At 27.9% G+C, this 10,860-nt stretch carries 17 protein-coding genes; all 17 read left to right on the top strand.

Annotation, left to right across the window (positions count from 1 at the left end):
• Positions 1 to 149 precede the first annotated feature (149 nt).
• The gene (locus tag G594_RS20255; RefSeq protein WP_155849336.1) at positions 150 to 293 is read left to right on the top strand and encodes a hypothetical protein; all 144 of its coding nucleotides are present in this window, start codon (positions 150 to 152) and stop codon (positions 291 to 293) included.
• 112 nt (positions 294 to 405) lie between these two features.
• Entirely contained in the window at positions 406 to 603 is a 198-nt protein-coding gene (locus tag G594_RS0117775; protein ID WP_034867259.1) for a hypothetical protein, read from the top strand.
• 20 nt (positions 604 to 623) lie between these two features.
• A complete protein-coding gene (locus G594_RS20250) occupies positions 624 to 800 on the top strand; it encodes a hypothetical protein (protein WP_155849335.1) in 177 nt (58 codons plus the stop codon).
• 45 nt (positions 801 to 845) lie between these two features.
• Positions 846 to 1,406, top strand: coding sequence for a hypothetical protein (locus tag G594_RS0117765; protein ID WP_027099777.1), 561 nt, complete (start codon positions 846 to 848; stop codon positions 1,404 to 1,406).
• Positions 1,407 to 1,484: 78 nt separating this feature from the next.
• The gene (locus G594_RS0117760) at positions 1,485 to 1,991 is read left to right on the top strand and encodes a hypothetical protein (protein WP_027099776.1); all 507 of its coding nucleotides are present in this window, start codon (positions 1,485 to 1,487) and stop codon (positions 1,989 to 1,991) included.
• Between the two features lie 14 nt (positions 1,992 to 2,005).
• A complete protein-coding gene (locus tag G594_RS0117755) occupies positions 2,006 to 2,200 on the top strand; it encodes a hypothetical protein (RefSeq protein WP_027099775.1) in 195 nt (64 codons plus the stop codon).
• Between the two features lie 63 nt (positions 2,201 to 2,263).
• On the top strand, positions 2,264 to 2,590 hold the full coding sequence (locus G594_RS0117750; protein ID WP_027099774.1) for a hypothetical protein: 327 nt from the start codon (positions 2,264 to 2,266) through the stop codon (positions 2,588 to 2,590).
• A gap of 362 nt (positions 2,591 to 2,952) precedes the next feature.
• Positions 2,953 to 3,927 (top strand): type II secretion system F family protein, encoded by a 975-nt coding sequence (locus G594_RS0117745; protein ID WP_027099773.1) that lies wholly within the window; start codon positions 2,953 to 2,955, stop codon positions 3,925 to 3,927.
• The gene (locus tag G594_RS0117740) at positions 3,924 to 4,736 is read left to right on the top strand and encodes a hypothetical protein (RefSeq protein ID WP_027099772.1); all 813 of its coding nucleotides are present in this window, start codon (positions 3,924 to 3,926) and stop codon (positions 4,734 to 4,736) included. Before G594_RS0117745 ends, G594_RS0117740 begins: the two co-directional genes overlap by 4 nt.
• Positions 4,737 to 4,810: 74 nt before the next feature.
• Positions 4,811 to 5,053, top strand: coding sequence for a hypothetical protein (locus tag G594_RS0117735; RefSeq protein WP_027099771.1), 243 nt, complete (start codon positions 4,811 to 4,813; stop codon positions 5,051 to 5,053).
• A 58-nt stretch (positions 5,054 to 5,111) separates the two neighbouring features.
• Positions 5,112 to 5,522: a hypothetical protein gene (locus G594_RS0117730; RefSeq protein ID WP_027099770.1), complete on the top strand. Its 411-nt coding sequence runs from the start codon at positions 5,112 to 5,114 to the stop codon at positions 5,520 to 5,522.
• Positions 5,523 to 5,534: 12 nt separating this feature from the next.
• Positions 5,535 to 6,095 carry a hypothetical protein gene (locus tag G594_RS0117725; RefSeq protein WP_027099769.1) on the top strand — a complete coding sequence of 187 codons (561 nt, stop codon included), beginning with the start codon at positions 5,535 to 5,537 and terminating at the stop codon, positions 6,093 to 6,095.
• A 101-nt stretch (positions 6,096 to 6,196) separates the two neighbouring features.
• Positions 6,197 to 6,439, top strand: a complete 243-nt coding sequence (locus tag G594_RS0117720) for a hypothetical protein (RefSeq protein ID WP_027099768.1) — start codon at positions 6,197 to 6,199, stop codon at positions 6,437 to 6,439.
• A 72-nt stretch (positions 6,440 to 6,511) separates the two neighbouring features.
• Positions 6,512 to 7,144: an SAF domain-containing protein gene (locus G594_RS0117715; RefSeq protein ID WP_027099767.1), complete on the top strand. Its 633-nt coding sequence runs from the start codon at positions 6,512 to 6,514 to the stop codon at positions 7,142 to 7,144.
• A gap of 133 nt (positions 7,145 to 7,277) precedes the next feature.
• The gene (locus tag G594_RS0117710) at positions 7,278 to 8,291 is read left to right on the top strand and encodes a hypothetical protein (protein WP_027099766.1); all 1,014 of its coding nucleotides are present in this window, start codon (positions 7,278 to 7,280) and stop codon (positions 8,289 to 8,291) included.
• A gap of 13 nt (positions 8,292 to 8,304) precedes the next feature.
• Positions 8,305 to 10,218 (top strand): hypothetical protein, encoded by a 1,914-nt coding sequence (locus tag G594_RS0117705; RefSeq protein ID WP_027099765.1) that lies wholly within the window; start codon positions 8,305 to 8,307, stop codon positions 10,216 to 10,218.
• 10 nt (positions 10,219 to 10,228) lie between these two features.
• Positions 10,229 to 10,852: a hypothetical protein gene (locus G594_RS0117700; protein ID WP_027099764.1), complete on the top strand. Its 624-nt coding sequence runs from the start codon at positions 10,229 to 10,231 to the stop codon at positions 10,850 to 10,852.
• Positions 10,853 to 10,860 lie beyond the last annotated feature (8 nt).

Here is a 10,860-nt window from a genome sequence, read left to right as displayed (position 1 = left end):
GAGTTGTATTATTCAAATGAAAAGGATATTTATTATATCTGTAAGGACAGTATAAATAAATATGTAGAATTAGAGATTGAGAAGAATGATGTTTTGGAAACTAAAGAGATTAATAGGATTATAGAAATAAAGTAAATGGAGTGGTAGAAATGCTTACAAAAGATAAAAGAGCAGAGTTATTTAAGGTACAGAACTATACAGAAAATTGGTATGCACTGTTTGTAGCCATAACGAAGAATGTATCAATAAGTAAGTCTTTATATTTGCTTAGAGTAGATAAAAGCAGATTTTAAAACAATAAATTTTTAACCAAAATTGAAGGTAGGGTTTTTGAACAGAGTGAAAAGTTCCGCTACTGAAATGCGGTAGTGCCTAAAGGTGCTAAATGGCAATGAAATACTTAAAATGAAAGGCTTAGATAAATTATCACCTAAGGATAGTGAGTTAGTTATTAGATTGTTTATAGGATATTTAAATGGGTGTGGATGTAACAATAGACAAGACGTTCCAACAAAGGTAGAAAAGTTGAGCGATGATAAATTTAAAATATACTTTAGTGACGGAATGTATAGTTATTTTTACAGTGATGGAACTGTAGGTTAAATAAAAGGATGTGATAGTAATTGAATAGAGCAGAAGCCAGAATTAAAAATTATCAAAACTCAAATACTCAAATTCATTCTTTTAAAAATAAGAGTTTAGCTAATCAAGGCATATCTTCTTTTTTAAATAACGTAAAATCTCTAAATGATGAACTTAATTTTGCTAGGAAATTGGGTAGAAAAAAGAAAAGAAGATAATTAGTAATTATAAGAATGAAATGTTAGGAAAGGATTTAAATATAAATGAATATTATAAATGAATTTAATAGTTTTTTTAATAACTTATATTCCTATAGATTACCAATAATATTAACTTTAGTTTTAGTAGTATCACTTCTGTTGTTGATAGTTCAAACTTATTTAAGATTAGAAACAGATTTTAAAGAAATAGTAATGCTTATTATTTTAATTATATTCTTAATAGAAAATATACTAATAATCAAATTATTAATTAATAATAAAATACAAATTAGTGATATTATGTTTGGGTTATTACAGTATATAATTTTGGTGATAGTAAGTGAAGGCATTAGGTTCTTAGAATTTTTTATAAGTAAAAGGTGTATAAAACATATATATAAGGTTAAGGATGGAATGTATTCTTATGGGTTATTTCATATAGAAATTGAAGCTACTTCGGATAATAGATATATAACAAAAGATATAAAAACTATTGTATTGCATTGTAAAAATGGAGAAGCTGAATGTAAGTTAATAAGTAAGCAAGAATTTGAAAATATAGAGTATGGTGAAAAAATTAATTTTAAAATAATATCAAAAGTAAAGTATGCTTTTTTTGACTAATCAATGTTAAATGATTAAAAGGTGTCCCCGGGGGACATCTTTTTTTATCTTAATTTGAATTAAGAAAGAGGAAAAAATATGAATATCAAAGAAATCAAAGAACAAATTAAAAATGATAAAAAAATTGATTTAAGAAAAACAATAGAAAATAATATATATAATTCCTTGAGTGAAGGAACTCAATTCAAATGTGTAGATACACTTTTAAAAGAAATAGGAAATAAACATTCAGAAGATGAATTAATACAAGTTTGTAAGGAACTAGGGTGTGATATATTTTTGTTTAAAACTATTAAATATGTTAGCTTTGGTGAGTTGAATATAGAAAACTTTATTGAATTAAAAAAAAGAGAAAGAATTAATAATATATCATCAGCATTTTGTTATTTATTTATAACAGGATTACTTTCTAGTGTTTTCCTTATTCCAGTTCCAGATGTGGTAAAAATTTTATTTGACAATGATGGAAGTTCATTTTATTGTTTAGCTCTAATGGCTATTCTTTTAATTGTATACATTATCTATAATTTTTTTCGTATTTATATATATGAAAAAAGAAAAGAAAAACTTATTAAAAGATTATAGAAAGGATAATGTAGATGAAGATTATAATATATTTTGTTGGTGGGCAAAGTTTAGAGTTTTCTGAATGTGATAAAGAAGGTGTAGAAAAAATTGATAAATGGTTAGCAAATGATGAAGAAAACATATTTAAAATAAATAGTGTTAATATTGGCAGGGAAACACTTATTAGAAAAGATTTAATTCTTTATATTCATATAAGTGATTCGTAATTCTAAGAAAGTACAAGCTATGTGGATATTATGTAGAAAGTACGAAGAAAAGGAGGGGAAAATATGAGCCATGCAAATGGAGAAGTTAGATTTGATGATGGGAGCATTAAGTATTTTGAATATAATGGCACTTCGGATATATGTATTCCTAAATTATATGATACCTATGATGAATTGATAGATAATTGGAGAAAATGGAAGCAAGAAAAAGTTAGTTGTAACCATTATGAAGAAGCTATTGAAATATATACAGATTATGGTGGTGGATTTTATTGGAGTGGTACTGCTTGTAAAAAGTGTATGATGATCATAAAAGGAAAATATCCTTTTGAAGAAGATGTTATCTATACAGATGGTATTCCAGGGTGGGCTGAAAAATCATATGAATGATAGTTTGTAATTCTAAAATATTATAAAGTAATAATAAAGTAGAAGTTAAATGTTATTTAGGAATGAAAAAAAGATAAGTACCAAGGGGGGAACTTATCTTTTTTAGAGTTGTTTTCTTATATATGCAAGTGAACATTGAATAATAACTTTTAGGCACAATGTCATTATTCATTTGATATTTTTATTATAAAAAAATGATTTTATGAAAAAAAGGTGCTAAATTTAATAAAATGGTGTAAGATTTTAAAAACTAAAAGATGTCCCCGGGGGACACTTTTTTACTGTAAGAAAGTATCTATGAGAAACATTAATTATGTTTTTGATAGATACTTTTTTGTATCTATATATGAAAAAAGGAGGGGATGGGAAAAACAATGTCAGTAGTTTCTTTATTTAAGTTTATATTGTTTTTTGCATTAGTAAAAATGTTTTATAGCCTATTAGATTATATTAAGAAAAATAGGGCTATAGAAAAATCGGTCTATAGAATTTATTCTACGGCTGATGAAAGATACGAAAAAAGAAAAGAGCAAAAAGAAAAAATCTATTTTGAAGAAGGGAATGTAGAAAATACATCCTTTTTTTATAGGTTGGATTTGCTAATTGAAAGGAGTGAAATTAGAAAAAAGATTCCGTTTTTATCAACAGAAATATACTTATTATTTCTAGGAATAATATCAGTAATTGCTTTTGTTATAGGAAATTTAATTTTTGGATTAATAGGAGCAGTTTTAGGTATTACATTATCAATCTTAATAATTCATAGTTCTTTATATATACTGGCTAGATTAAATTATGAACGAGTTGATAATGAGATAACTAAGTTTGTAAATTTAGTTGAAAGTTATTCAGTAAGTAGTAATGATATTTTATCTGTTATGGGAAATGTGTATCCTTATTTAAATGATCCTTTAAGAACATATATAGAAACTTTCTATAATGAGGTAAGTACAACTGGTGATTATGACAGAGCATTTATGAACTTAAAGAATAAAGCAGAAAGTGAAAGGTTAAAAAGAGTTATAGAAAATATAGAATTAGCTTCTCAAAATGAAGCTAACTATAATGAAATAATTGATGATGAGAGAAACTCTTTAAAGGCTTATTCAAATGCAAAGGAAAAGAGAAAGGAGTTAATAGCTGCTGGAAGAAGTGATATTATTGCATGTCTTATAATGGGCTTTGCAACAATATACATGCTTAGTAGTTTTACAACTGGATTAGGTAATGCTTTATTAAATGACATTATAGGAAATTTAATTCTAGTATATTGGATTATTACATTAGGGTATATAGTTTGGAAGTTTATATCCTTTGATAAAGGAGATAGAGTATGATGTATGATAGTGTTCAGATAATTAAGTTAATCTTATTAGGTATAGCTTGTATTTCATTATTTCTATTTGTATTAAATAGCAAAAATATAAACTTAGTGTCATTAACAAATAAAACTATAGATAAAGGATTAAAAAGAAATTCTAAAGGATATTTTAGCTATGAAAGGTTAGATAGATATTTAAGAAAAATGGGGAAGGAAGAAACCCCTACAAAGTTTATTTTACTTAAGATAGGGTTCTCGTTATTATTTATTATTTTAAGTTTAAGAGAGCAGAGTATGGGAATTACTATTGTATTGGCTTGTATAGGATTCATATTACCAGATTACTTAGTTAAAAGAAGTAATAGAAGGGATAATGAAGATATGATGCCTGATATAAAAGTTATATATGACACATTAAGGATTCAAACTAAAGCTGGAGTTTTTATAAATGAAGCTTTAGGGCAATGTTATTTAAAAGTAAGAAATGAAAGATTAAAAGAAGCTCTTTTAATACTTAATGGTAAATTAATTAGAGATAAAGATATAGAACTAGCAATACAGGATTTCAATGATAAATTTGATAATCCTCATATAGATTCTTTGTGTGCAATAATCAAGTCGGGACTTGAAAGTGGTAAAACATTAAAGATACTTGAAGATGTTACAGAACAATTAGAAGATATATCAGAAGCTGGTTTTAGAAAAGAAGAAAATGAAATAGAAAGACAAGTAACGTATCTTCAACTTATGGTTTATGTTGGAGTAATTGCAACTTCATTTTTTATTTTCTATTTAGAATTAATAAATAGCGTTTCAAAATTTTAGTTTGGAAAAGGTGTCCCCCGGGGACATCTTTTTAATTTATAAAAATTAAAGATATAAGATTAGGAGGAATTAAAATGACAAGAGCATTAAAAAACGTGAATTATTTAGGAGCAGTAATGGCAGGAAGAGCAAAAGGAAAAGTGAGAAATTTATTAGGTTTCAAGAAAGATGGAGCAAAAGGAATATTAGAGGAAAATGGAATGTTAATAGTAGGAGTAGTATTACTATTTATCTTTAGGGATGCAGCTACTGTATTGATCCAAACACTAACTACATTTGCTGGAGAAAAAGTAAAAGCTTTATTCCAAGGAATATAGTTTTAAAGGTGTCCCCCGGGGACACTTTTAAAATAAATTCTTGAGAAAGGAGTGTTCTATGAAACTAAAAAAGAAAGAAGGAAAAGTAGATAAATACGCTATATTAGTAATAAGTCTTGTATCTATATTTATTATAGTTATTGTTTCTATATATGCTTTTTCTGATATGGAGAAGAAAAGTAAGATAGATAGAGTAGGACGAGATTATATGATGTTGATGGAATCTAAGGGGTATCTATCAAGTACAGATGAGCAAGAAATGATAAAAGACTTAAAAAAAATTGGTGTGACTAATATTTCAACTGTTGGAACAACTAAAAGTAAAGTTGGTTATGGTAAAGATATAAAATTAAAGGTTTCGGGAAAGGTAGCTACAAACACCTTTAATATAAAAGGAATATTTGAAGTAGATAAAAAAGACAGTATGGTTGATGTTTATATAGATGAATCATCAATATCTAAAGATTAGAAGGTGCAATTAATGAAGTTAAAGAAAAAAGATGGTATATCCTTGAATTTTATATTAATACCAGCTATATCTATTGCTATAATCTTCTGTCTTTTTATGATTAAGTCTAAGCAAATTGAAATAGTTAATGATTTTATAGATGATGGATTAGTAATGTCTAATTTAGCAGCAGCAACAGTTGATTTAAATGAGTATGGACAAAGCAATACAATAGTAAATAATGATTTTAATAAATCATTTGATCAATATAAGAAAGCTTTAAAGAATAATTTAAGGCTTGACAATAACTTTGTACCTCAAACATCAAACCTAATAGACGGAGGTATAACAATCGAGATATTTACTATTTACAATGTAAATGGAAATGACATTCATATGACCAAAAGGCAACGTAATGGGAATATAATAAAGCAGGTATATCCAAATGCCGTAGGAACAATGAAAACTCCAGATGGTGTAAAAATAGAAACGACAACTGTTTACAGTAAAATAGGCATGAATGTAAAAGGATTTATGAATGGTACAACCTATGTGTATAAAGATAAAACAGTAGATATAACTGATAAGGAATAGAATAAAGGTTGAAAATTAAACAACAGATTATTAAAAGGTGTCCCCCGGGGACATCTTTTTGATTTATAAAAATTAAAGATATAAGATTAGGAGGAATTAAAATGACAAGAGCATTAAAAAACATGAATTATTTAGGAGCAGTAATGGCAGGAAAGGCAAAAGTAAAAGCGAGAAATTTATTAGCATTCAAGAAAGATGGAGCAAAAGGAATATTAGAGGAAAATGGAATGTTAATAGTAGGAGTAGTATTACTATTTATCTTTAGGGATGCAGCTACTGTTTTGATTCAAACATTAACTACATTTGCTGGAACAAAAATTCAAGAGTTATTTAAGGGAATATAGTTTCGGTGTAAAAGTGTCCCCCGGGGACACTTTTTATTATAAGCAAAATAAAAAATATTAGGAGGAAATAATATGAAGAATATTAAACCGAAAAGTTTAATTATTAGTGCTTGTGTAGCCATAGTAGTATTTATAGCATTATTGTTTGTAGAAAAGAGTTTATTGAAACCAAATGGAACTGTAGAAGGATTTGTAGCAGTTTCTGATATAGATAAAGGAACGGTAATTACTGAAGAAAATATATCAAAGTTATTTACTGAAAAAAATAATATAGATGGAGCATTAGAAGTAACTGGAGCAGTAAAAACAAAAGATGAATTAATAAATAAGGTTGCAAAAGAAAATATAAATAAAGGTGAAGTAGTTTCTAATAATAGCTTTATATCAAAGGATGATAAATTTAAGGATATAGATGACTTAGTAGAAGTATCTTTTAATGTTTCTGATATATCACAAGTGGTAGGAGGTATATTAAGAAGTGGAGATATTATAGATATATCAATCATAGATAATAACACAAATGAAAGTATGATTGTGCTAGAAGATATTTATGTTGATAAAGCAATAAGTTCAGATGGATTGCAAATAGATAGAAGTTCAGATTTATCAGCACTAACAATAAATATATTAGTTTCAAAAGATGATTCAGAAAAGCTGAATAGTTACTTGAATAAAGGAACGTTAAGAATTAGTAAGAATATTTAATTATATATTAAATTAAATATATAATATTCCAAAAATGTAATAAAATATAAGAAATTCATTGAAAAAATGGTCAAAATATGGTATAATTATGTAAATGATTAGGAGAAATAAACATAACCTGGAGGGAAATACCATGAAGAAAATCAAGGATTTAATATATAAAATAAAAGAAAGTACAAGACTACAATTAATTGTTGGTGCAATATCAGTTGGATTAATTGCAACTGGAGTTGTTGGAGTTATAGCATATAAGAATTCAAATAATTCATTAGCAAGTAGTGGAGAAGTAGAAGAAGTTAACGAAAGCGAAGCTGATATAATATTAACTGAAAATGAAAGTGGTGAACTAGTAGCTACAGATAAAGAAGGTAATGTTGTTGCAAGTGGAGAAGAAGTGGAAAAGTTAGTTGAAGAAAAGAAATCAAAGGGTGAAACAGTAGTTGCTAAAACAGAAGATGGAACAACAGTTAAAGTTGATAAAGTAGATGGCGATAAAGTTACATCTTCCGGTGGACAAACAGTAAAGCCAAGTCCAAAGCCACCAGTAATAGCAGATAAACCAACAGATAAGCCAAGTAATGGTGGAAATTCAGATAATGGTTCTAGTAATAAGCCAACAGATAAACCAAGCAATGGTGGAGATTCAAATAATAATAATAACAACAATAATAATAATAATAAGCCGTCTGAACCAAGTAAGCCAAGTAAACCGGAAAAACCAACAGAGCCTTCAAAGCCAGTTGAACCGGAAAAACCAAGTTATCCAGCAAAAGGATTCGATAAATCAACTACAGATAAATTTAATGCTAGAATGTTAGACCAAGGGTTTGCTTATGGTGATGATTATTCAGGTATGCCAGCTTATACAGCTATAAAAAATTATGCTTTAAATAGAACCCCTATTCCTACTAATAAATTAGTTAGTGAGAGCTGGGAGTGTAGGGCGACAGGAAAAGTATTAACTTTTACTGATACGTTTAAATATTCAGATGATCCGGCGGTTTGGTCAAGATCATTAGCTGATGGAAGATTATCTGGATGTGGCTATAATTATCAAACTATTTTTGCAAACTATGCAGTGTGTAATAGTAATGGAGATGGTACATTTACAGTAACAGTATATGCCCTTGATATGACTGATTTATAAGGGAGTGATTTAATTGAAAAAGAATAGATTTATGGCTAAGAGTTTACTCTTAGTCTTTTTTTTATTGTTAATAATAAATAATAACTTTTCTATTGAAGTTAAAGCTTATGATTATGGTGAAGTTAGTAGTGCTTTATGTAATGGTGGGGATTCGAGAATGTATTCAACAGATGGAGGGCGTTACTTTCAATATGCTTGGAATTCTACAACAGAATTTGGATTAAAGTCTAAAATTAGAGAACATAAAATAAGTCAGCAACCACAAGGAACTAATTATTGGGCGTATGAGAGAGGAATATCTTTTCCGGAGCCATTGGAGATTGGAACTGCCTTTGAACTTAATGTGGCAGCGTATGGTTATGCGTATGGTTCAAAAATGTCTGCATATAATGACTTAACTCAAGCTCAGATGAATGCAAAAGTTAAGGTTATAGCAGAGATAACATTAGATAATGGAAGAGTAGTTCGTGGAGATCCAGGAACAATGGGAGGGTATAATGATGGTAAAAAGCCTATATATAAGGAAACCTATAATTATACCTATAATACAGATAATATGCCTAAATGGACTAATGGTAGAAAACTTAAATCTGTATATTTAAAGGTAGTTGACGCTCCACAAATACCAAGTAGTGGTAATGATAGATATAGATATTTGTATTTAATTGATAGTATGAGTATTACAGTAAGGAGCATGACAACTCCTTCTAATGGAAGAATATATAGGGCTACTTCTGATAATGAAGATATTTATATAGATGATATGGCTAACGGTAATGTGAACTCTATGTGGGTTAGACCACAAGATAGTATTCAAGATTCAGGAAAACAGAAGCCTATTAACCTTTGGATGTATACATTTCAAAAACCAGCAAGTTCTAGTGTAAATAGAATTAATAAAAACTACATGAGATTTGTAACAACATATAATCCTAAAGGAGATAAGGTTATAGATGAAAGGTATGTTATAAATGAGAATAAAGGATATAGTCATTACAATGATAATGATAGTACAAGCCTTATAAATGATGGAGGACATGATTTTTATAGAACGTCAGATACAGGGCAATGGGAATATTGTTCTAAGTTTAGAGTGGGATTTGATTGGGACAATGTAGATTATGATATTTATATAGCTGGTGATTCAGCAAATGGAAAAGGATCAAGTTATGAAAAGAAAGGAACTGTAAAAACAGATGGAAGGGCACCTAAATGGGATAATATTGAGGTTAATGATAGTAATTATAGAAAACCAATAGTAACTGTAAAAGGTGTTAGAGATGTTAGAGGCGATGGAACTAAGGAAAGAGCAGGTGCAGGATTAGATAAACAATATTTAAGAGTTAAAGCAGAAAATAAAAATAATTATGTAGATATACCCGAAAAGGAAAGAACTAAGGTAAAGACCGAAAATGGAATAGAATACTATGATTTAACTTTTGAAATAGATTATGATAGTAAAGAAATTAGAAGTATTATTCCTAGTGGGTATGAGAAAATAATAGCACAATTTAATTCTTATGATAGGGTTGGAAATTATGCACAAGAAGATAATATTGAAGTTAATGATTTTGATGTTTCAGCAACAATAGAAAGAGTTTTATCCCCTCATGAGCCGATTTTCATGGGCGGTGAAAAGGGAGTTTTAAAGATAAAGTTACAAGGTGGAGTTGAGAGGGTAAAGATAACTTTCCCACAAGCATTATCAAAGTTAGATAGTAACTTAAATACAGAAATGGTTTTAACCCCTAAAGATGAAGAAAATATTGACTATGAATTCTTTATTCCTTTAGAAGCAGTTAGTGGAAACTATAGTGTTACAGTAGAAGCTTTTAAAGGTGAAGAAAAGAAAGTTTCACAACCAGCATTACAGGTTAAAGGGAAGATTACAGATAAACTAAGAACAAGGATTAGATTACCAGAGTAAGGAGAAAGCTATGAGTTTAATTCTATCTATAATAAGTATGTTTATAGTATTTCTTATTATAAATCTACTTGGAAAAGTAGATAAAGAAGTATGTTTTAAAATGTTAAATAAGGAAAAAGGAGTATTAGCATTGCTAATACTCTTTTTTAATGTCTTTTTATATGTCAGATATAAAGGAACAAGTTATTATTGGTTTTATTATTATTTATTAATTTACCTTACTGTATCAGCTTATATTGATTACAAAATACAGAAGGTATATTGTTTTTTAAATTATATAACAATGGCAATATCACTAGGTTTATGGGGATATCAAGTGTTAAATGGAGTAGATACAATACCAGGAGTGACAGCTTATATTTTCTTTGTAATTATAAGCTTTATATTTAAGCTTACTGGTGCATATGCTGGTGGAGATAATGAAGTATTCATTGCTATTGGATATTTTATAGTAGCATTAAATACAATTAATCCTTTAATAAAATTACTATTAATAATGTTAATGTCAAGTATTTTGTTACCAATACTGAACTTTAAATATTTTTCTATAAAGAATATGAGGTTTAAAGAAGGAAATAAAATAGCATTTGTTCCAGCAATTATGCTTTCGACAATGATAAATATTAGTTTATAAAGAAAGGA

It is taken from the genome of Clostridium paraputrificum AGR2156, assembly GCF_000424025.1.
Classification (GTDB): domain Bacteria; phylum Bacillota; class Clostridia; order Clostridiales; family Clostridiaceae; genus Clostridium; species Clostridium paraputrificum.
The sequence above is the reverse complement of the archived record's forward strand: the minus strand, read 5'-3'. Positions and strand labels throughout refer to the sequence as shown.